This is a genomic window from Pseudomonas sp. SJZ131, from assembly GCF_007828705.1.
Classification (GTDB): Bacteria; Pseudomonadota; Gammaproteobacteria; order Pseudomonadales; family Pseudomonadaceae; genus Aquipseudomonas; species Aquipseudomonas prosekii.
The window spans coordinates 1,052,038-1,073,605 of the sequence record NZ_VIVC01000001.1; the positions used below are offsets into that span (position 1 = coordinate 1,052,038).

The 21,568-nt window shown below is 59.7% G+C and carries 21 protein-coding genes and 2 pseudogenes; 15 read left to right on the forward strand and 8 right to left on the reverse strand.

Going from position 1 to position 21,568, the window contains the following annotated elements; all coding sequences use genetic code 11:
* The first annotated feature begins 101 nt into the window (after positions 1-101).
* On the forward strand, positions 102-1,289 hold the full coding sequence (locus FBY12_RS04460; protein WP_145251500.1) for an MFS transporter: 1,188 nt from the start codon (positions 102-104) through the stop codon (positions 1,287-1,289).
* Positions 1,290-1,389: 100 nt separating this feature from the next.
* On the opposite strand, the gene FBY12_RS04465 is transcribed toward FBY12_RS04460, so the two are convergent.
* Positions 1,390-2,427, reverse strand: coding sequence for a dienelactone hydrolase (locus FBY12_RS04465; RefSeq protein WP_145251502.1), 1,038 nt, complete (start codon positions 2,425-2,427; stop codon positions 1,390-1,392).
* Positions 2,428-2,668: 241 nt separating this feature from the next.
* Complete coding sequence (locus FBY12_RS04470) at positions 2,669-3,280, reverse strand: FMN-dependent NADH-azoreductase (RefSeq protein WP_145251504.1); 612 nt, start codon at positions 3,278-3,280, stop codon at positions 2,669-2,671.
* Between the two features lie 129 nt (positions 3,281-3,409).
* Here FBY12_RS04470 and FBY12_RS04475 point away from each other — a divergent pair, with 129 nt between their 5' ends.
* On the forward strand, positions 3,410-4,318 hold the full coding sequence (locus FBY12_RS04475) for a LysR substrate-binding domain-containing protein (protein WP_145251506.1): 909 nt from the start codon (positions 3,410-3,412) through the stop codon (positions 4,316-4,318).
* On the forward strand, positions 4,315-4,674 hold the full coding sequence (locus FBY12_RS04480; RefSeq protein WP_092280929.1) for an MmcQ/YjbR family DNA-binding protein: 360 nt from the start codon (positions 4,315-4,317) through the stop codon (positions 4,672-4,674). Before FBY12_RS04475 ends, FBY12_RS04480 begins: the two co-directional genes overlap by 4 nt.
* Positions 4,675-4,867: 193 nt before the next feature.
* On the opposite strand, the gene FBY12_RS04485 is transcribed toward FBY12_RS04480, so the two are convergent.
* Together FBY12_RS04485 and FBY12_RS04490 are read right to left on the reverse strand one after the other, a co-directional pair.
* Entirely contained in the window at positions 4,868-5,296 is a 429-nt protein-coding gene (locus FBY12_RS04485) for a DUF1294 domain-containing protein (protein ID WP_145251509.1), read from the reverse strand.
* Positions 5,293-6,123 (reverse strand): undecaprenyl-diphosphate phosphatase, encoded by an 831-nt coding sequence (locus FBY12_RS04490; RefSeq protein WP_121730859.1) that lies wholly within the window; start codon positions 6,121-6,123, stop codon positions 5,293-5,295. Before FBY12_RS04490 ends, FBY12_RS04485 begins: the two co-directional genes overlap by 4 nt.
* Positions 6,124-6,486: 363 nt before the next feature.
* Between FBY12_RS04490 and FBY12_RS28100 the strand changes: the two are divergent.
* The 10 genes and pseudogenes from FBY12_RS28100 to FBY12_RS04535 form a co-directional block, all read left to right on the forward strand.
* A pseudogene (locus FBY12_RS28100) lies at positions 6,487-7,173 on the forward strand (cache domain-containing protein); the annotation flags it as partial.
* Between the two features lie 270 nt (positions 7,174-7,443).
* A pseudogene (locus FBY12_RS28105) lies at positions 7,444-8,031 on the forward strand (methyl-accepting chemotaxis protein); the annotation flags it as partial.
* A gap of 187 nt (positions 8,032-8,218) precedes the next feature.
* Complete coding sequence (gene pnuC, locus FBY12_RS04500; protein ID WP_145251511.1) at positions 8,219-8,782, forward strand: nicotinamide riboside transporter PnuC; 564 nt, start codon at positions 8,219-8,221, stop codon at positions 8,780-8,782.
* Positions 8,779-9,303, forward strand: a complete 525-nt coding sequence (locus tag FBY12_RS04505) for an AAA family ATPase (protein WP_145252316.1) — start codon at positions 8,779-8,781, stop codon at positions 9,301-9,303. The genes pnuC and FBY12_RS04505 overlap by 4 nt, the downstream gene beginning before the upstream one ends.
* Before the next feature lie 355 nt (positions 9,304-9,658).
* Positions 9,659-10,108 (forward strand): hypothetical protein, encoded by a 450-nt coding sequence (locus FBY12_RS04510; RefSeq protein ID WP_092280917.1) that lies wholly within the window; start codon positions 9,659-9,661, stop codon positions 10,106-10,108.
* 1 nt (position 10,109) lies between these two features.
* Positions 10,110-10,688 (forward strand): adhesin, encoded by a 579-nt coding sequence (locus FBY12_RS04515; protein ID WP_145251512.1) that lies wholly within the window; start codon positions 10,110-10,112, stop codon positions 10,686-10,688.
* Between the two features lie 64 nt (positions 10,689-10,752).
* Positions 10,753-11,763, forward strand: coding sequence for a heme utilization protein (locus FBY12_RS04520; RefSeq protein WP_121730864.1), 1,011 nt, complete (start codon positions 10,753-10,755; stop codon positions 11,761-11,763).
* A 63-nt stretch (positions 11,764-11,826) separates the two neighbouring features.
* Complete coding sequence (locus FBY12_RS04525; protein ID WP_121730865.1) at positions 11,827-12,507, forward strand: C39 family peptidase; 681 nt, start codon at positions 11,827-11,829, stop codon at positions 12,505-12,507.
* Positions 12,508-12,550: 43 nt separating this feature from the next.
* Entirely contained in the window at positions 12,551-13,318 is a 768-nt protein-coding gene (locus FBY12_RS04530) for a hypothetical protein (protein ID WP_145251515.1), read from the forward strand.
* Between the two features lie 46 nt (positions 13,319-13,364).
* Positions 13,365-14,672 (forward strand): transporter, encoded by a 1,308-nt coding sequence (locus FBY12_RS04535; RefSeq protein ID WP_145251517.1) that lies wholly within the window; start codon positions 13,365-13,367, stop codon positions 14,670-14,672.
* Positions 14,673-14,729: 57 nt separating this feature from the next.
* Here the strand turns inward: FBY12_RS04535 and FBY12_RS04540 are convergent, their stop codons facing one another.
* On the reverse strand, positions 14,730-16,055 hold the full coding sequence (locus FBY12_RS04540) for a sigma-54 dependent transcriptional regulator (RefSeq protein ID WP_092280905.1): 1,326 nt from the start codon (positions 16,053-16,055) through the stop codon (positions 14,730-14,732).
* 355 nt (positions 16,056-16,410) lie between these two features.
* Between FBY12_RS04540 and FBY12_RS04545 the strand changes: the two genes are divergently transcribed.
* Together FBY12_RS04545 and FBY12_RS04550 are read left to right on the forward strand one after the other, a co-directional pair.
* On the forward strand, positions 16,411-16,677 hold the full coding sequence (locus FBY12_RS04545) for a hypothetical protein (protein WP_121730868.1): 267 nt from the start codon (positions 16,411-16,413) through the stop codon (positions 16,675-16,677).
* A 226-nt stretch (positions 16,678-16,903) separates the two neighbouring features.
* Positions 16,904-18,193 (forward strand): hypothetical protein, encoded by a 1,290-nt coding sequence (locus FBY12_RS04550; protein ID WP_145251519.1) that lies wholly within the window; start codon positions 16,904-16,906, stop codon positions 18,191-18,193.
* A 33-nt stretch (positions 18,194-18,226) separates the two neighbouring features.
* On the opposite strand, the gene FBY12_RS04555 is transcribed toward FBY12_RS04550, so the two are convergent.
* The 3 genes from FBY12_RS04555 to gnd are packed head-to-tail and all read right to left on the reverse strand — an operon-like array spanning position 18,227 to position 21,548.
* Positions 18,227-19,051 carry an HAD family hydrolase gene (locus tag FBY12_RS04555; RefSeq protein ID WP_145251521.1) on the reverse strand — a complete coding sequence of 275 codons (825 nt, stop codon included), beginning with the start codon at positions 19,049-19,051 and terminating at the stop codon, positions 18,227-18,229.
* A complete protein-coding gene (gene zwf / locus FBY12_RS04560; RefSeq protein WP_145251524.1) occupies positions 19,048-20,571 on the reverse strand; it encodes a glucose-6-phosphate dehydrogenase in 1,524 nt (507 codons plus the stop codon). Before zwf ends, FBY12_RS04555 begins: the two co-directional genes overlap by 4 nt.
* On the reverse strand, positions 20,568-21,548 hold the full coding sequence (gnd, locus tag FBY12_RS04565; protein WP_145251526.1) for a phosphogluconate dehydrogenase (NAD(+)-dependent, decarboxylating): 981 nt from the start codon (positions 21,546-21,548) through the stop codon (positions 20,568-20,570). The genes zwf and gnd overlap by 4 nt, the downstream gene beginning before the upstream one ends.
* Between the last annotated feature and the right edge of the window lie 20 nt (positions 21,549-21,568).

The following is a 21,568-nucleotide window of genomic DNA, read 5'->3' on the forward strand; positions in this document are numbered from 1 at the left end:
TTTGCGCCGATCTGTACGGAGGACATAGTTAGCCTGCTTCCTTTTCCCAAGCGCCCGCGCCATGATGCAGGTCTCCCACCGCCGCCCGCGAAAGAGCCCACATGTCTGCGCAGCAACTGCCCCCGCAAAGTTCCATGGCGATCACCCTGCAGATCGTTTCTATCGTTTTCTATACCTTTATTGCGTTTCTCTGCATCGGTCTGCCGATTGCGGTGTTGCCGGGGTATGTCCACGAACAGTTGGGTTTCAGCGCGATCATTGCCGGCCTGACCATCGGCGTGCAGTACCTTGCCACCCTGCTCAGCCGCCCGATGGCCGGGCGCATGTCGGACAGCATCGGCACCAAACGGGCGATTGTTTATGGCTTGTCGGGGATCGTGTTGAGCGGCTTGATGACTTTGCTTTCGACCTTGCTGCAAAGCTTTCCGCTGCTGAGTTTGTTGATCCTGATCGCCGGCCGGCTGTTGTTGGGGATCGCCCAAGGCTTGATTCGCGTCGGCACCATCAGTTGGTGCATGGGCCAAGTCGGCGCCGAGCACACCGCGCGTTCGATCTCGTGGAACGGCATCGCGTCCTACGGTGCCATCGCCATTGGTGCGCCGCTGGGCGTGGTGATGGTCGCCGAGTACGGTTTTGAAAGCCTGGGGATCGTCCTTTCGGTGCTGGCGCTGGGCGCGCTGTTGCTGATTCGCAACAAACCGTCGGTGCCGGTGGTGCGCGGCGAACGGCTGCCGTTCTGGGCGGTATTCGGGCGGATTGCGCCGTTCGGTGCGAGCCTGAGTCTGGCGTCGATCGGCTACGGCACGCTGACCACATTTATCACTCTGTATTACCTGAACCGTGGCTGGGACGGCGCGGCGTATTGCCTGACGGTGTTTGGCGTGTGTTTCATTCTGTCGCGGTTGTTGTTCATTTCCTGCATCAGCCGCTTTGGCGGATTCACTTCGGCGATTGCCTGCATGACCATCGAAACCGTGGGTTTGGTGCTGTTATGGCTGGCACCGTCCACGGCTTATGCGTTGATCGGCGCCGGGCTGACCGGATTTGGCCTGTCGCTGGTGTACCCGGCGCTGGGCGTTGAAGCGATCAAGCAAGTGCCCAATTCCAGCCGTGGCGCCGGGTTGAGCGCTTATGCGGTGTTCTTTGATCTGGCGCTGGCGATTGCCGGACCGCTGATGGGCGCTGTGGCGTTGAACCTGGGGTATTCGTGGATTTTCTTTTGTGCGGCGATGCTGTCAGTGACCGGGCTGGGCCTAACGCTGCTGCTGAAACGCCGCGCAATAACCTGACATCCAGAGTCGGCTTTGCAGGATCATGGCTTGCCCGCGATGGCGTTGCCGAAATTGCCATCGCGGGCAAGCCGTGCTCCCACACGAGTTTGTGTCAGGCTTATTGATCCGCTGTCTGCATCCCCGCCCGGCTCGGTTTGCCCAGCGCATGCGAGAAAAACCGCCCCGCTTCCGAGATCAGATTGCGATGAATATCTTCGCGATCCACGCCATCCGCGTCCGTACACAACGCCGGCATCGCGGCGATCTGCTCTTCATTACACGGCGCCATGAACACGAAGTGCCCTGCCCCCGCGAGTAACTTGAAGTCCGGGGCAATCGGCAGTTTGCGCGCCAGCGCTGCGGCGTTCTTGTCGAAAGCCACCAATTTGTCGCCATCACCGCTGTAGAGCAGCACCGGCACATGCACATCCGCCAAGGTGTGACGGCCGAACTTCAAGCTCAGCGGCGCCATCAACAGCAAGGCGTGCACGCGCGGGTCGGCCACCGGTTGCAGATCGTCGCGGTCGACAATCAACTCGCCTTGGGTGTTGCAGGCATCGCGGTCATCCGGGCGTTCCTGGCAATAACGCCGCAGCCGATCGAGGTCCGGCGTCGCGCCCGAGAGGATCAACGCGGTCTCGCCACCCGCCGAGTAACCAATCACCCCGACCTGATCTGCATTGACGAAAGGCGCCAACGCGGCATTGCCGAGCGTCGCGGTAATCGCTTCGGAGATTTGCAGCGGGCGGCCATACAGATTGCTCAACGTGCCGAGGCGGCTGTGATCCTTGGAGTTGTCGCCGGGATGAATCACCGCCACCACCACAAAACCCTTGCGCGCCAGTGAAGTGGCGAGATCGTGCAGCGCCAGCGGCGTACCGACGTTGCCGTGGGACAACATCAACATCGGAAACCGGCCAATCGCGACGCGGGTATCTTCGCCGGCCTCAACCGTATAACCCTCGAGTTGGCTGCTGTGTTCCTTGTCGCTGGACGGGTAAAAAGCGATGGCGCGCATCGGTTGCAGGTCAAGCGGATCGAGAAAGGTTATCTCGTGATAACCGACGCTCCAGTGCGCGTGCATACCCGGCGCGGCGTGCACTGAATTCAGGCTGCCGAGCAGGCAAATCAGTAACGTTGCACAAAGACGCACCATCGGCTGCCCCACTTTTCTTGCTTGCCTGAAAAGACCGTAGTGCCCCCGATCAGGGAGGACGCGGCCTCGTGCCAGTGTTTGCGGCGGCCGAGGTCATTGCGCAACGGGTTCGTAACGCTTTGGTTGCATAACCTGGGCCACAACATGAAAAATGATCAGACGCAAAAAAACTCTGTAACTGATCATTTCCACAATCAGAATACAGAGTTTTTCGGGTGCTGCTTGGGGCGTTTGCTATTTTTTACGCCGCAGCGAACAGTTGCTCGCTGATCTGCGTGTGCGCATCGCTCAGGGCTTTGCTGCGCACTTCTTCGCCGTAAGCCAAACCGTGGGCGCGGACGAATTCGATGTCAGTGATGCCGAGGAAACCGAACAGCACTTTCAAGTAATCTTCGTGCGCTACACCGCTGGCCTGACCGACGTGCAACCCGCCCGACGTCGAGACGATCACCAGTTTCTTGCCACCGCACAGGCCTTCCGGGCCGGCTTCGGTGTAGCGGAAAGTCTGGCCGGCGACGGCGATGCGGTCGATCCAGGCTTTGAGTTGGGTGGGAATGGTGAAGTTGTACATCGGCGCGGCGATCACTACGGCATCGGCGGCGAGGAATTCAGCCAGGGTCGACGCGCTCAGTTCGGCTTCGTGCTGTTGCGCCGCGTTGCGCAGTTCGGCGGTGGTGCCAGCGGCGACCAGAGTGGTGGCGGAGAAGTGGCTGATGGCGTCGGCAGCGAGGTCACGGTAAGTCACCACGGCGGAGGCATCGGCGGCTTGCCAGGCTTTGACCACTTCGCCGCTCAACTGACGGGAAGCCGAGTTGTCACCCAAAATGCTCGAATCGATATGCAACAGTTTCATAAGTGATCTCCAAGTGAGGACCGCCACCGGGCGATCTGATGGCGGTGATGCTACCGATCATTCCAATAGCTGATTAGCCCGCAACAATGCGATAGTTCGTCCCACTGATAGAACAGTCGAGCGCAAAGCATGCAAGATCTGAATGACCTCTACTATTTCGCCAAAGTCGTCGAGGCCGGTGGTTTCGCGGCGGCCGGGCGTTTGCTGGGGATTCCCAAGTCGCGGCTGTCGCGGCGGATTGCCGAACTGGAAGAACGCCTCGGCGCGCGTTTGCTGCAGCGCACCACGCGCCAACTCAAGCTCACGGCAGTCGGCGAACGCTATTTGCGTCACTGCCAGGCCATGTTGCTTGAAGCGGAAATGGCCGATGAAGCGGTGGCGAGCATGTCCAGCGAGCCGCGCGGGCGCTTGCGCGTGTCGTGCCCGGTGGGGCTGGCGCATGAAATATTACCGACGGTGATCAGCGACTTTCTCGAGAAATACCCGCAGGTGCAGCTCGAAGTCTTGCTGCTCAACCGCCGCGTCGATCTGGTCACCGAAGGCGTCGACGTCGCTTTGCGCGTGCGCGATCTGGGCGATGAAGATCCGTTGCTGGTGACTCGACGCTTGCGTCAGGCGCAAACGCTGTTGGTCGCCAGCCCGGCGTTTTTGCAGGGACGTGAGATCAATCATCCGGATGATTTGAAGGGTTTGCCGATCCTCGGCGCGCTGGAACCCGACCGCATGGTGCATATCCGCTTGCTCGATGAGCACGGCAAAAGCTGCGATTTGGCGCTGGAAGCGCGGCTGGGCATCGACGACTTTATTGTGCGCAAGGCCTGCGCCCTCGCCGGCCAGGGTTTCACCGTGCTGCCGATGTTGTATTGCGAGAAAGAAATCGCCAACGGTTCGCTGATTCGGTTGTTGCCGCAGTGGTCATCGCCGGGCGGTTGGCTGCAAGCGGTCTACCCTCATCGACGCGGGGTGATGCCGGCGGTGCGCGCCTGGCTCGACCATTTGATCGAATCATTCAATGCTTGCGGGGACCGATTGATATGAAGGCTGGACGCATGAGCGAAGCAGACGTCGCCGAGTTTTGCCTGGCGCTGCCCGGCGCTCGCGAGGACTACAAGTGGGGCGGCGTGCGGGTGTTCTCGATTGCCGGCAACAAGATGTTCGCGTTGCAAAACCTGCGCGGCGACTCCCTGGCATTCAAGGTCGACAAGGACTTGTTCCTCGGCCATTGCGACCGTCCGGGCATCCACCCGGCGCCGTACCTGGCCCGGGCGCAATGGATCATCATGCAACCGCCCTACCCGCTGGGCGCCGAAGAACTGCAAGCCTTGTTGCAACGCTCGCACCAATTGGTAGTGAGCAAATTGCCCAAGCGCACTCAGGTTGGGTTACTCCTGTAACGACACCACTTTTGCAGCAACCCGACCCCCTGTAGCAGCTGGCGAAGCCTGCGTTCGGCTGCGCAGCAGTCGTCAAACCTGAGCACTCCGTACTCCTGACACACCGCGTCGTCTGATTTCGCGACTGCTGCGCAGCCGAACGCAGGCTGCGCCAGCTGCTACAAGGGGCCGGGTGGGTTTGGCAACGGGGGGGTCAGGAAAACGCCAGCAGGTTGGCGCCGAGGAACAGCTGATCGATCCAGAACACCTGATGCGCCAGCACGATCAGCCAGAACACCAGTTGAAACGAGACTTTGCGCGTCTTGTGCCGGAACATTTGCTGGGCGAGCAATGCGCCCGGCCAGCCACCGGCCAGTTCCACCGCGTGAAGGACATTCTCCGGGGTGCGCCAAGTGTCGGCGCGCGCCTTGCGTTTGTCGCTCCAGTACAGGAAAAACGCCACCACGCTGACCACGCCATATGCGGCCAGCGGGATCACCGAAGCGGCGCGCAGCCACAAGACCAGCGAGCCGTACAGCGGCAGTGCGCACAGAATGGCGAACACCAGCAATTTCAAGCGTGGACGCTGAACCGCGCCGCCAGGCTTGCGTGCTGATTCACGCCGCGCACCTGTTTCACTCATGGCGTTGCGGCAGCCCAATCGACCCAGCCGAACTGCCACGTCGCGAGAATCACCAGACCAAACGCAATTCGGTACCAGGCAAACGCCGCGTAGCTGTGGTTGGCGATGAACTTGAGCAAGGCCTTGACCGCAATCATCGCGAAGATAAACGCAGTGACGAAGCCGAGCGCGAACACCGGCAGGTCCGACGGCACAAACAGGTGCCGATACTTGAACCCGGAATACACCGCCGCCGCGACCATGGTCGGCATCGCCAGGAAGAACGAAAACTCAGTCGCGGTTTTGCGCGACAGGCCAAACAGCAGACCGCCAATGATCGTCGAGCCGGAACGCGAAGTGCCCGGGATCATCGCCAGACATTGCGCGAAACCGACCTTCAACGCGTCCTGCCAAGTGATGTCATCGACAGTTTCGGCGTGCACTGCATGCTCACGCTTCTCGGCCCACAACATCACAATCCCGCCAACCACCAACGCCGCCGCAACGGTAATCGGGTTAAACAGGTATTCGTGGATCAAATCGGAGAACAGCACGCCCAGCACCACGGCGGGCATGAAGGCGATCAGCAGATTGGCGGTGAAACGCCGCGCACTTGGCTCACTTTTCAAACCGGTGACGACGTCGAGAATCTTCCGGCGAAACTCCCAAACCACCGCCAGAATCGCGCCTAACTGAATAATGATGTTGAAAGCGATGGCGCGCTCGCCACCGAAGTTGAGCAAGTCCGCGACGATAATCTGGTGCCCGGTACTGGAAATGGGCAAAAACTCCGTCAGCCCCTCTACAACTCCAAGAATCAGTGCCTGAAAGGCCGTCCAAAGATCCATCAATCCCCCAAGAAGCGATGCGCCAGGCATGCCCCGTTAATATTTTTTAAGCGTTCACTGCGATGAGCGTCATTGCGCGCGCACAGAATCCACACGAAACGGTAAAAATTCCGTGAAAAATCAACTTGAATTCAGGTTTTCTCGCGCGAGGCCGAAATCCTATCAGAGATGCCCGATTAACGCCGCTGCGTAATTGGACTTGTGTCGCATGGATAGCGCCGCCGATGCTGGCGATCATTGATGACAAGAATAAGAATTTGGAGTGACAGCGTTATGAACAGCTTGCGCAGTGTGTCGATCAGCCGACGCTTGTGGCTCATTTTGATTGTGGCCATCGTGATGTTACTGACCTTGGGCGCATTGATGCTCAAGCAGATTCACGCCGACCTTTACCACGCCAAGGCGCAGAAAACCCAGCACGTGGTGCAGACCGCCAGTGGCATTCTGAATTACTACCACGACCTCGAAACGGCCGGCACGCTCACCCGCGACGCCGCGCAGAAACAGGCGCTGACGGTGGTGCGCGGCTTGCGTTATGACCAGAACGATTACTTCTGGATCAACGATCTGGTGCCGGTGATGGTCATGCACCCGGCCAATCCGAAACTTGAAGGGCAGAACCTCTCGGCGATTCGCGATCCCGATGGCTTCGCGGTGTTCAACGAGATGGTCGCCATCGCCAAGTCCAAGGGCGCCGGCATGGTCGATTATCGCTGGCCGAAACCGGGCGCCAGTGCGCCGGTGGAAAAAACCTCCTACGTCAAACTCTTCGAGCCCTGGGGCTGGGTGATCGGTTCGGGCGTGTACATCGACGACATGCAAGCCGAGTTCTACGGTCAGGTCTGGAAAGCCTCGTTTATCGGTCTGGCGATTGCGCTGATCATGGCATTGCTGGTGATCATGATTGCCCGCAGCATCGTCCGTCCGTTGCAGGAAACCGTGAACGCGATGGCCAACATTGCCAGCGGCGAAAGCGACCTGACGCGCAGCCTCGACACCCACGGCAACGACGAAGTCACGCAACTGGCGCACCACTTCAACGCCTTCACCGCCAAGTTGCGGCGGGTGGTCAGTCAGTTGCAGGTTTCGGCGAGTGCCTTGGGCCAATCCTCCAGCGACCTCGGCAACGATGCGGCGCAGGCGCAGCAACGCAGTCAGCAGCAGTCGCAGCAGATGGAACTGGTGGCCACGGCGATTAATGAAGTGACTTACGGCGTGCAGGATGTGGCGAAAAACGCCGAGCACGCCGCCAGCGAAATGCGTGACGCCGAGTCGCAGGCGCAGCAGGGCCAGGTCAATATCGATGGCAGTTTGCAACAGATCGACAAGCTCTCCGGAACCATCGATCAAGCGGTCGAAGTAATCCGCACGCTGGCCGCCGAAAGCAACCAGATCGGCAGTGTGCTGGAGGTGATTCGCTCGATTGCCGAACAGACCAATTTGCTCGCGCTCAACGCAGCGATTGAAGCGGCGCGCGCTGGCGAGCAAGGACGTGGGTTCGCGGTGGTCGCCGATGAGGTGCGCTTGCTCGCGCAGCGGACGCAGAAGTCGACGGCGGAAATCCAGTCGATGATCGAGCGCCTGCAAAATCATTCGGAAGCTGCGGTCAAAGTGATCGGCGACAGCAGCCGCGCCTCGCAATTGACCATCGAACAGGCCGGTCTGGCTGGTGCGAGTCTGAGCGCGATTGGCCAGGCGTTGCGCAATCTCAATGGGCTGAATGCATCGATTGCCAGCGCCACGCTGCAACAGGCGCATGTGGTGGAAGACATCAATCAGAACGTGACGCAGGCAGCCGGGCTGTCGCACAGCACCGCGCTGGCGGCGGAGCAATCGAGCCTGGCGAGTGTGCACCTGAAAGAACTCAGCGAACAACTGAACGCCCTGCTTAACCAGTTTCGCGTCTGACCTGTAGGAGTGAGCCCGCTCGCGATGGCGATCGATCATCAGCAGTGATGTTGGCTGACAGACCGCCATCGCGAGCAGGCTCGCTCCTACAAGGTTTGGGTTTGTGTCTGCAAGCTTCGGGCGAGCCCTGGCCGGACAATCTGGGTACAATCCGCTCCCTCTGCGACTTCCCCTCATAGGAACCACCATGTCCGGGCTTGAACTGTTTGCTGCCGTCCTCGGCGTGATTGCCGTTTGGTTGACGGTCAAACAGAACCCTTGGTGCTGGCCGATCGGGCTGGTGATGGTGCTGCTTTATAGCTGGGTGTTTTTTGAGGTCAAGCTGTATTCGGACATGCTGCTGCAGGTGGTCTACGCCGCGCTGCAACTCTACGGCTGGTGGCAATGGACCCGCGCCGGCGCCACGCACAATGGCCGCCAAGTGACTCAACTGGATAACCGCTCGGTGGCGCTCGGGTTGGCCGTCGGCGCGGTTGGCAGCCTGTTGCTCGGCGCCTCGATGGCGTACTGGACCGATGCCGCGCAACCGTGGCTCGACGCTGCGCTGACTGGTTTCAGCCTCGTCGCGCAAATGTGGATGGCGCAGAAACGCCTGCAATGCTGGCCGTTGTGGGTCGCCCTCGACACGATTTTCGTCGGCCTGTTCATCTATAAAGGCCTGTACCTGACCGCCGCGCTCTATGCCTTGTTCACCGTGATCGCCGTGCAAGGCTGGCGTGAATGGCGCGCCGATCCGGCGTTGCGCGCATGAAAGTGCTGGTGCTCACCGGCCCCGAATCCAGCGGCAAGAGCTGGCTGGCTGCCGAGTTGAAAGCACGCTTCGGCGGTGTTCTGGTGGACGAATACGTGCGCCGCTTCATCGAGGAAAACCCGCGCGACACCTGCCTCGCCGACATTCCAGAGATCGCCCGAGGCCAGTTGCAATGGGAAGATCAGGCCCGCGCTGCGCAGCCGCGGCTGTTGATTCTCGACACGCACCTGCTGAGCAATATCCTCTGGAGCCAGACCTTGTTCGGCGCTTGCCCGGCGTGGATCGAGGCGCAATTGCTCAGCCGCCATTACGATTTGCACTTGCTGCTGTCGCCGGAACAGGTCGACTGGACGGACGATGGTCAGCGTTGCCAACCGTCGCTGGACGAGCGCCGGGCATTCTTCGATGCGATCCACGGATGGCTCGAACAGCATCGACAACCCTTTCAAATCCTTCGCGGAAACTGGGCCGAGCGCCGCGATCTGGCCGTCGAAGCGGTGACTCGTCTGCTGGCCTCCTGACCCATGAACCGGGGCGTTTGCCCCATCTATTTCCCCTGTTCTGGGGGAAAAGTGTCCATTCCTGAAACAGCCCGCTCCTGAAAAACCCCGAAACAAAGCCCTTCATCTTCCTGTCATCGCAGTTGTTAAACGCCTGAAACACCCCGCCGGTAAGCGTTGATCTAGAGCTTCTTGATCAATCCAGTGTGTTTCAGCGGCTGAACGCTGTCTCAGCGCTGAAACAGTGCGAATTACTTCTCCGTCCTCGCCAAAGCTAACCCACTGAAATTCAACAACAAACGAAAAGCGGCACAGCTTTCGCTCTTTCCTCCACAACGCTGACCAGGGCCAGCCACTAAAAGAAGGAATTGCCGTCGTGGGGACATTCAATAAAGGCTTGACCGGCCTGTTGATCGGATGCGCTGCCAGCTCGGTGCTCAGTTTCAACGTTCAGGCAGAAGGCAACGGCGTCATTGTGCTGCAACGTGACGTTCAACCCATTGCCATCGGCCGCAATGGCGGCAAAGACCCCTACCCCACAACCGTGAATGCCAACCCTTCGGAACGCGTGGTGCAAACCATCGGCAGTGCCGAATTGAGCGACGGCGACTTTGCCAGCATCGCCAGCGGTTCGTCGATCAGCAACAACATCATTTCCCAGAACGGTTCCGGCGTCCCCGGCATGAACGTGGTGACAAACCCCAACGGTTTGCCCGGCATGAGCGCCGGCCACGGTGGCGGCAGCGGCGGCGCGATCTCGGGCACGATCAACCGCGCGATGACGTCCGGCCTCGCCCCGCTGACCCGCATGGCGGGAGGCCAGTGAGATGAATCGTTCGCTGATTTTCCTCACCCTGCTCGCCAGTGCAAGTGCCATGGCCGATTCCAATGTGCCGGTGGTCAACAACGCCAACATTCAGGATTCCGGCACTCAGTACAAAGGCAACTTCAACGTCAACCAGGCGGCCGGCGACCAGCAGCAACAGACCAACACCCGCGCTATCGCCATTGGCAGCAACGCCTCGGCGACCACCACTGTGCGCCAAGGCCTCGACGCCGGCGCCAACCCGGCGATGAACGCGACGGCGACCATCGGCGGCAGTTCATTCAGCAATGGCAACGGTGTGCTCGGCGTCAACCAGAGCGCCGGGGCCAACAATCAGATGGCCAATGCGATGCGCGTGAGCATCAGTGCTAACCCGCAAAGCATCGACGACAGCGTCCTCTCGCAACAGAACGTGGCGTTGTTACCAGACTCAGGAGCAACTGGGGCCCCAACCGGCAGTCGCCAGGTCGTTACCAGCGACCAGGCCTTCACCGGCAGCCGAGGGGTAATCCAGGTGAACCAGAGCGCCGGGGTGGGGAACCGAATGGCTAACACCCTGAGCATCCGGGTCGCTGACTGACCCAAACCGCAGTGCGATTAGAAAGTACCAACACTTAACCAACTAATAAGCACGGAGAAACACCATGAAACCAACAACGGCTCTCAAACCACTGGTTTTCGCGCTCGCCGCAGTGATGGCAATCGCCGCTCAAGCAGGCGGTCGTGACAATGGTCACGGTAATGGGCACGGCAACGGGCATGGCAACAATCAGCCTCAAGGCCCAACCCTGGATCAAATCCTGTCCATCTCCGCCGGTGCCGGGGCCACCGTGCTGGATGCCCAGGACAACGACGGCAACTCCGTAACCAACCAGGGCACGCTGAATAACGCCGCTGCCGCCGACTCGCTCAATGGCTCCAACGGCAACATGGGTGCCAACGTGGCATCGGGTGACGGCAACCAACAAGACAACGCCGCGGCCCTGGCCACTGCTGACGAAAGCTTCATCTTCGGTTCGGCCGTTGCTGCTTCCAGCGCGACCCAGGCCAACACCGGCAACACCGTTGCCAACTACTCCAACGTCAACCAGGCCTTGCTCACCAACGCAGGCAACAACGGTTCCGGCAACATCGGGATCAACGTTACGGCCGGCAACTTCAACCAACAGAAAAACAACTTGGCAATCGCTGTTTCGGGTGGTCGTGTAGCCGCAGCCGCTGCTGCAGCCAACCAAAGCACTTCAGGCCTGACTGTTGATAACAACGCCGTGGAAAACACCCGCACCGATACCCTGTCCAGCACCTTCGCCGCTGGCGGCGGGTTCGTCGCTTCGGGCACTGCAACTACCGAAGGCAACAACGGTAATGGCGGCGGTTGGGGCAACAACAACCGTGGCGGCCATGGTGGCGGCAACGGCGGCAACGGCAATTCGACTTCCGACTTCGTAGCGGTAGGCGTATTCGGTCTGGCCGGTGTAACCACTTCGCAAGTGCTGACTCCAGATGGCTGGAAAGACCCTGTAACCAACACTTCCATCATGCAGAACTCGATGAACAACTTCTCCGGCAACGGCGGAGCCAACGTGTCCTCGGGTGTTGGCAACCAACAAAGCAACTCGCTGTCCATCGCCGCAGGTTGCAGAGCCTGCCTGTAATCGCGATCGAACCGAAAGCCCCGGCAACGGGGCTTTTCCACAGTCCGCAAAGGCGTATCGATCATGCGTAGAACAGCCCTGTTCGCACTTATCTGCCTGTCTGGCCTGACCCAGGCCGCTCAGATGCCGATTGCCGCCCTGCCTGGCGGCAACCTCGTCTACAAGCAAGTGCAGAGTGTGCGTGAGCGCAAGTTCAGCGACATCGTCGAACAGAAAACCGACTTCAGTTGTGGCGCTGCCGCACTGGCGACGGTGTTACGCCAGGCTTATTGGCTGGACGTCGATGAGGAGCACATCATCAAAGGCATGTTGGTCAACGCTGACCAGACCCTTGTTCGTACCCAGGGGTTTTCCATGCTGGACATGAAGCGCTACATAGAAAGCATCGGCATGCGCGCCCGTGGCTACAAGATCCCGCCGGAGAAACTCGACGCTGTAACGATCCCGGTGGTGGTACTGATGGAAGTTCGCGGCTACAAGCACTTCGTGGTGATGCAGCGTGCCGACAAGAAACACGTTTACATCGGCGACCCGGTGTTGGGTCACAAGCGCTACTCCCATGACGACTTTGTCAAAGGTTGGAACGGCATCGTCTTCGCCATCGTCGGCCCCGGTTACGACAAAGCCAATGCTTTGCGTGACCCACCCGCGCCGCTCACCGCGAAGAACCAGCTGGATAACTTCAACCCGGTCAAAGATGCTGAATTGATGGATTTTGGTTTCATACAGAGCGACTTCTTTTAATCGCCAAATGATGATTTGGGGCAGGATGCTCCGGGAGCAGCAAATGAAAACCTCATACTGGCTGGCTGCCGCGTGCCTGGCGGCGAGCGCATCCGGCTACGCCAACGGTTTTAAACCCATCGAAATACAGGACCAGGAGCTTGCCGAGCTGCGTGGTCGGTATGTCATGCCGGGGCGGATTATCAGTTTCGGCATTGTCATGAACAGTACCTGGCGCAACGCCAGCGGGGACTTGATCGGCGCATCGACCGCCATGCAGATCCAGGCAGCCACGGTAAAACCCGAATTCTATGTATCAACCATTCAGGAAGTGGGCGCCGGCGCCAATGCGGGTAACAGCGCCGCCTCGGTGCCCGCCGTGGGCACCGGCAATGTGATCGGTGGCGCGGGCCTGGCCACCAGCCAAGGCGTAACGCAAAGCGTACGCGCCGCCGGCGACAGCAACACCGCCTACAACGACGTTGCGATCAACGTCACCGAGGCCAGCGCGCCGCCACCGGTAGCAGCCCCGCAAGGGCAGGCGCTGGTGAGCGGGCAGACTATTTCCAGCAGCAATGCCGCTGGCAATGTGTCGGTGTCGGCGAACGCCAGTGGCGTACAAATGGCGATCCAGGCCAGCGGCAATCAGGGCACCGCGCTGCAGCAAATTGCCCAGGGCGGCCTGTTGCAAAACACCCGGTTACTGGGCAGTAGCAACACGGTCAACAACATGACCCAACTCAACGTCGTACTTAACAATAACGGCGCGAGCCTGGGTGCTCTGGATTGCAATCTGACGCAACTCAAAGGACTACGCAGCCTAGGATATTGAACTACGCTGAGTCTCGATCATTGGGCTTAAAGGGACGGCTTATTTCATGTATCGATCAGTATCACTGCGTGCAGTTATTTGTTTGAGCACTCTTTTCCCGGCGGTCATGGTGCAGGCAGCGACCGACCCCGACATTGAGGCCTTGAAACAGGAACTTCTGGAGCTGAAGCAACGATACGAAGTACAACAAAAAGCATTAGCGGTACTCGAACAAAGAGTTCGTCAGGTCGAAGATCAACCGGCGACACCACAACCCAAACGCTTGGCCAAGTCCCCGGCCGACATGAAAGGCAATCAGCGCGTCGCTACCGGAACCGGCGCCGCTGCTGCATCGGGAGGCGCCGCTGGGGGCGGCGGCCCATCCTACGGGCAATCGCTGGCCGACGATTCGCAACCGGCGCAGAGTGTGTCCAACTTGTATGACGAAGCCAGCGGCTTCTTCGGTGGCGGCAAGTTCAGCTTTGAAACCGGGGTTACTTACGCCCGCTACGACACTCGCCAACTTATCCTTAACGGATTCCTGGCGCTGGATTCGATCTTCCTGGGCAACATCAACCTCGACCGCATCAAGGCTGACACCTGGACACTCGACCTCACCGGTCGCTACAACTTCAACAACCGTTGGCAGTTCGACATTAACGCGCCAGTGGTTTATCGCGAGTCGACTTACCAGTCCGGTGGCGCCAACGAAGGTGCCGCCGGGGTTACCAGCGAAGAAACGGTGACCAAGAATCCGACCTTGGGCGACGTCAACTTCGGGGTGGCCTACAAGTTCCTCGACGAATCGGTCAACACGCCGGACGCCGTAGTTACCTTGCGGGTCAAGGCGCCGACCGGCAAAGACCCGTTCGGGATCAAGTTGCGTCAGGCGCAAGGCAACACCAACTTGTTCGTGCCTGACGACTTGCCGACCGGTAACGGCGTCTGGTCGATTACCCCGGGCATCTCGCTGGTTAAAACCTTTGATCCGGCAGTGCTGTTCGGCACCCTCTCCTACACGCATAACCTTGAGGAATCGTTCGACGACATCAGTTCCACGGTCAATCAGAAAACACCGGGCAAAGTGCGGATTGGCGACAGCTTCCAGATCGGCGCGGGCGTTGCATTTGCCTTGAACGAGAAGATGAGTATGTCGTTTTCGGTGTCTGACCTGATCCAGAAGAAAAGCAAACTCAAGCAGGACGGCGGCGACTGGCAATCGGTGGTCTCCAGCGATGCCAACGCCGGTTACTTCAACGTCGGCATGACCATTGCGGCAACCGATAACTTGACGATCGTGCCTAACTTGTCGATCGGCATGACCGACGATGCGCCGGACTTCCAGTTCAGCCTGAAGTTTCCGTACTACTTCTAAGTGCACTAACGAAAAAGCCCCGCAGCGATGCGGGGCTTTTTTTTGAAGTTTGAAAAGTCAGCGAATCTGATGTTTGTGCAACAACCGGTAGAACGTCGGCCGCGACACTCCCAGTACTCTTGCCGCAACACTCAAGTTGTCGCTGTGACGGTTTAACACATCGCATAACGCCTGGCGCTCGGCGCGGGTTTTGTAGTCTTCCAGCGTGCCCATCGGCGCAGCGATACTTTGCTGGCTCATCAGCCCCAAGTCGCGGGCCTCGATCTGCCGCCCTTCAGCCAATACCAAACCACGCCGCACCCGGTTGGCCAACTCGCGCACGTTGCCGGGCCAGTCGTGTTTGCCCATGGCAATCAGTGCGTCTTCACTGAAGCTGCGCGGCCGTCGCCCGGTTTCATGGCTGTAGAAATGTGAAAAGTGATTGGCCAGCATCGACAGATCGCCGTGCCGTTCACGCAGTGGCGCGGTGACGACTTGCAGGACGTTCAGGCGGTAATACAGATCTTCGCGAAAGCGTTTCTTCTCGATTGCTGCTTCGAGGTCGACGTGAGTTGCCGCCAATACCCGCACATCTACCGGAATCGGCTGACTGCCGCCGACGCGTTCGATGTGTTTTTCCTGGAGAAAACGCAGCAGATTGGCTTGCAATTCCAGCGGCAAATCGCCGATTTCATCGAGGAACAACGTGCCACCGTTCGCCGCTTCGATCCGCCCGACCTTACGTTGATGGGCGCCGGTAAAGGCGCCTTTTTCGTGGCCAAACAGTTCGGATTGAATCAGGTGTTCGGGAATCGCCCCGCAATTGATCGCCACGAAGGGCCGGTTGTGGCGCTGGGACTGACGGTGCAGCGTGCGCGCAACCAACTCTTTGCCGGTGCCACTTTCGCCGCGGATCAACACCGGTGATTCAGTCGGGGCCAATTTGCTCAGCAACTTGCGCAGTTCGCGAATCGGTTTGCTGTCACCGAGCAATTCATGTTCCGGCTGGTTGACGTGGATCGTGCCCTGCCCGCGCAAACGTGCCATGCCGAACGCGCGCCCAAGAGTGACCTGCACCCGCGAGACGTCGAACGGCAAGGTGTGAAAATCAAAAAACCACTCGCAGACAAAGTCCCCGACGTTCTGCAAACGCAGAACTTCCTGATTAAGTACGGCGATCCATTCAGTGCCGCTGCGGCTGATCAGTTCCTTGACGGCGTCGGGACGGTCCAGATGATAAGGCTGCAATCGCAACAGGCCGACATCGCAACTTCGCGCGGCGGCGTTTTCCAGCGTACAGCTATCGACATCCCACCCAACTGAGCGCAAACCGGGTAAAAGACGATGGCAATCGTCACAAGGATCAACCACTAATAGACGTCTTAAGGCAGGCGCTTCGATCATGACTGTTCCTTGGCGCCAAATTAAAGGAAATATTATTAAAAACAGTCGTTTGGCGGACCTGGCTGTAACATTAGCAAGAAATTGACAGGGCCTTAAATCGTTTGACTATAGGAGTGTTAACTAATTAGTTATAAGAAGGGAGTTTGTTAGTTGCCTAACGACTTAACCGCTTTCGCCGAGCTTTCACTTTCCACCGCAAGTAGCCCTGAGCAGAAAGAGTATGAAAGAAAGTTGAATTTTCTTTGCTTCGAGTGTGACCTGACCCCACGGTGCGTGCATCAGTACAAGTAACCAGCCGAACGGTAAGCCCAACCGACGGCGGATCACTTGATTGGGCATAGAGAGAGAAGATCCCATGACCGCCCCGCTCCGTATCAACGAAGCTCTTTTGATTGCCGACCGCGCGTTCAAGCCATTTCAATGCGTGGCCTGGGCGCCACAAGAAGGCAACGGCGAACTCAGCCTGAGCATCATCGACCGCACTAATACGCGCATCAGCCACGCGCAGATTCCAAGCAGCGCCTATTCCGACCCAGTGCAACTTGAACACTTGCTGGAACAGGCCCGCGCCGCGCTGAGCGAAGATGGTTATACCCTGCAATCGTGGTCCATGCCGCACTGATTAAACATGCAAAGATCGCAGCCTTGTGCAGCAACTGCCGAGGCTGCGATTGGTTAATACTTGGCACGCTTTTCACTGGTTCAAAAAGACACTGTTCTGGCACATAACGACCCTCCGTTGGTTAGTTATCACCGTTGTGTGTTTGGCTGTTCAGGGATTGAATGTTTCGCACGCGAAAGTTGCCCTCCCGGCGCCCGGGTAGAGGGAACTGAAAGGAGATGCGTGCATGCTCACCCAAACAGCTGTTGCCCGCCCCGCCGTTATTAATGAAGCCGGACATCTCGATCATACGTTCGCCGCCCACGGCAAAGCCCTGGTGTATTTCGCCGGCAGTTTGTCGAGCATGGCCAACGGCATTGCCATCGACGCGCGTGGCCGGTTACTGGTCGCGGCCAAAGTCGGCACCACTGGCGGCAGCCGTTTTGGCCTGGCGCGATTGCTGGAAGATGGTTCGGCCGACTTGACCTTCGGCAATCTCGGCAGTCTGGTCGGCCAATTTGCCTTGGGCTGCGAAGCCATGGCCAGCAAGGTGTACGTCCTGCCCTGCGGCTCGATTCTATTGTCCGGTTTGCACTACGAAAACGCGCACCGCAGCCTGCCGGCGTTGGCGTTGTTCGACGCCCATGGCCAACCAGTTCGCGAGTTTGGCGACAACGGCCGATTGGTCGTGCGCTTGCCCGGCAACCTGTCGCTGGGCATGCGTGACGACTGGTTGCCGCCCGGCGTGCCGGGCGCCGAAGCCTGTGCTGTCCACGTGCAGGATGATGGGCGAATCCTGCTGCTGGCCAATCATCATTTCGAACTCGCCGATCACGTCGGGCTGCTGATCCGCTTGAATGCCGACGGCAGCCTCGACGACCAATTCAACGGACGTGGTTTTGTCGTGGTCAGGCATTTGTTGATGAATACCTGGCTCGGCAGCCTGACGGTGCAGCGCGACGGGCGGATCCTCGCTGGCGGTTCGATCAATTTCCCCGAAGAAGGCTTGCTCGCGCGCTATTACGCCGACGGGCGACTGGATGAAAGCTTCGCCGTCGATGGTTTCATGACCTTCAAATCTCGCGGCCGTGGCGCGCAAATCAGTCAAATTATTCAACACGACAATGGCGACTTGCACTGTTTCGGCAGCGGCCGCGATCCGATGCATTGCCTGTCGCTCAAGCTCCACAGCAACGGTCGCCCGGACCAGCATTGCAACGAGGGCCAAGCGCAGCGCCTGGAAATCGGCCACAGCGGCAGCCAATGGACCGCCGCGCAGGCGCAAGCGGATGGCCGCGTGGTGGCGGTCGGCGCAACGATTGGCGGCGTCGAAGCGGACTTTATCCTCGCGCGCTATTTCCCGAGCGGGTTGCTGGATCGCAGTTTTGCCACGGGCATGGGTTGGGTGAGGACGCGTCTTGGGCGCAGCCTCGACACGGCAACCTCGCTCGCGGTGCAGGACGATGGGCGAATCGTCGTCGGCGGGTATTCGCTGGACGGCAGCTATCGCGCGGTGGTCGCGCGCTATTTCGGCTGATCCCGACCGCGCCGCGATCGTTTTGCGGTGATCTTACGTGCGGCGCAGGATGTAGCGCTCGATTGCTTGCGCCGCGCCGTCCTCGGTGTTGGCGCCGGTGACGACGTCAGCTTGGCGTTTGACCGCTTCTTCAGCCTGGCCCATGGCAATCGACAACCCGGCACGATGAAACATCGCCGGGTCGTTGCCGCCGTCGCCCATCGCCGCCGTTTGCTCCAGCGGCACGCCGAGGTAGTCGGCCAAGGTCGCCAGCGCATCACCCTTGTTGGCTTGCATCGCCGTCACGTCCAGATAGATCGGCTGTGAACGCGACACCTGCGCCTGGCCTTCGACTTTCGGCAACAGCAGCGCTTCCAGTTCAATGAGCAACTGCGCGTTGTCACTGGTGGCGACGATCTTGTCGATCTTCTGCAGATACGGCTCAAAACTCTCGACCACCACTGGCGGATAACCCAAGCCGCTCTGTTCGCGCGGGACCATCGGGCCGTGCGGGTCTTTGAGCAGCCAGTCGCCGCCGCTGAACACCCAGATTTCGATGTCCGGGCGATCAGCAAACAGTGCCAGTGCAGTCAGCGCGGCAGTCACCGGCAAATAATGCGCGACCAGCAACGTGCCGTCCGGTTTGACGATGGTGCCGCCATTGAACGCGGCAGTCGGCAGGTCGACGCCCAACGCTTCGATCTGCTGCAACATGGCTTTGGGCGGACGGCCGGTGGCCAAGCTGAACATTAAGCCGGCCTCACGCAAGGCGCGGACCGCTTCGATGGTGCGCTGACTGAGGCTGTGATCGGGCAGCAGCAACGTGCCGTCCATGTCGCTGAGCAGAAAACGGATGGGGTGTTTCACGTCGTCACTCATCCGAGGCTATGCCACAAGCGACCGTCACGGGTCAGCAGGTCTTCAGCGGCTTGCGGGCCGTCTTCACCGGCGGCGTAGGTCTCGACGCTCGCGTCCTGCTGCCAGGCGTCGAGGAACGGTTGTACGGCGCGCCAGCCGTTCTCGATGTTGTCGGCGCGCTGGAACAGTGTCTGGTCGCCGGTCAGGCAGTCGTAGATCAGCGTTTCGTAGCCGGTGGACGGCTGCATTTCGAAGAAATCCTTGTAGGCGAAACCCAGCTCGATGTTGGCCATTTTCAATGCCGGTCCTGGCCGCTTGGCCAGCAGGTCGAACCACATGCCTTCGTTCGGCTGGATCTGGATGCGCAGGTAAGTCGGCTGCAACTCATCGACTTCGGTGTCGCGAAACTGCGCGTACGGCGCCGGTTTGAAGCAGATGACGATTTCGGTGTCGCGCACGCTCATGCGCTTGCCGGTGCGCAGGTAGAACGGCACGCCGACCCAACGCCAGTTGTCGATCATCACTTTCAGCGCGACGTAGGTTTCGGTGCTGCTGTCGGGGGCGACGTTGTTTTCCTCGCGGTAGCCGGTCAGCGGTTTGCCATCGACTTGGCCGGCAGCGTATTGCCCGCGCACCGAGTTGGCCCGTGCTTCTTCGACGGACCACGGCCGGATCGCGCCCACCACTTTGGCCTTTTCGCCACGCACCGCATCGGCGCCGAACGCGGCCGGCGGTTCCATGGCGACCATCGCCAGCAGTTGGAACAAGTGATTGGGCACCATGTCGCGCAACGCGCCGGTGTGCTCGTAAAAACTGCCACGGGTTTCCACGCCGACGGTTTCCGCCGCAGTGATCTGCACGTGGTCGATGTAATGGTTGTTCCAGAAGGCTTCGAACAGGCTGTTGGAGAACCGGCTGACCAGAATGTTCTGCACGGTTTCCTTGCCCAGATAGTGGTCGATCCGGTAGATCTGCTTTTCCGACATGACCTTGAGCAGGCACGCGTTCAACGCTTCGGCGGTGTGCAGATCGGAGCCGAACGGTTTTTCGATCACCACCCTTCTGAACGCATCCGGGGTTTCAATCAGCAAACCTGCGCTGCCGAGGCGGTTCACCACTTCGCTGAAGAAACGTGGCGCGGTGGCCAGATAGAACACCGCATTGCCGGTGCCGCTGGCGGCGATTTTCGCCGCCAGCGCTTGATAAGTGCTGTCGTCCAGGAAGTCGCCCTGGACGTAGCTGATGCCTTTTGCAAGCTTGGCCCACAGGGCCGGATCAAGCAGCTGATCGCCCTTGCCGACTTTGCTCGCCGCTTCGGTGCGGATGAAGTCTTCGAGTTTTTGCGCGAAGGCTTCATCGCTGATGGCGTTGTGGTCAACGCCGATGATCCGCAATCCATCGCCAAGCAGGCCGTCGCGGCTCAGGTTGTACAGCGCCGGCATCAGCAAGCGCTTGACCAGGTCACCATGGGCACCGAACAGGAACAGCGTGGTCGGTGGTGCGGGTTCTGCTTTGGATTTATTGCGGATCGTGTGGGTCATTTTTTCGGAGTCTCCACGTGGCCGCCGAAGCCGAAGCGCTGGGCCGAGAGAATTTTGTCGCCGAAGGTGCCTTGACCGCGCGAACGGTAGCGCGAGAACAGCGAGTTCGACAGCACCGGTACCGGCACCGCTTGCTCCATCGCAGCTTCGATGGTCCAGCGACCTTCACCGCTGTCGGCCACTTCGCCGGAATAGCCGTCGAGCTTGGGATCGGTGGCCAAGGCGTCGGCCGTCAGGTCGAGCAGCCACGAAGAGACCACGCTGCCACGGCGCCAGACTTCGGCGATGTCGCCGACGTTGAGGTCGAAGCGCTGGTCTTCCGGCAGATGAGTGCTGGATTTGGTCTTGAGGATGTCGAAGCCTTCGGCGAAGGCCTGCATCATGCCGTACTCGATGCCGTTGTGGATCATCTTCACGAAGTGACCCGAACCGGCTGGGCCGGCGTGGATGTAGCCGCGCTCGGCACGGTCGTCATCGGACTTGCGGTCCTTGGTGCGTGGGATGTCACCCATGCCCGGCGCCAGGCTTTGGAACAACGGGTCGAGGCGCGTGACGGTCTCGGCGTCGCCGCCAATCATCATGCAGTAGCCGCGCTCCAGGCCCCAGACGCCGCCGGAGGTGCCGACGTCGATGTAGTGCAGGCCTTTGTCCGCGAGGGTTTTGGCCCGGCGAATGTCGTCCTTATAGTAGGTGTTGCCGCCATCGATGATGGTGTCCCCTGCCTCGAGCAGGTTGCTCAGGGTGTCGATGGTGTCTTCGGTCGGTGCGCCGGCCGGCAGCATGACCCAGATGGCTCGCGGCTTGGCGAGGCCGGCGACCAGTGCAGGCAGGTCGGCGACGCCGGTGGAACCCTCGCTGACAAGGTTTTCGACGAAGGCGGTATTGCGGTCGTAAACAACGGTGGTATGCCCATTGAGCATCAGGCGCCGCGCAATGTTACCGCCCATGCGGCCCAGTCCAATAATCCCGAGTTGCATGTGCTGATGCTCCTTACTAC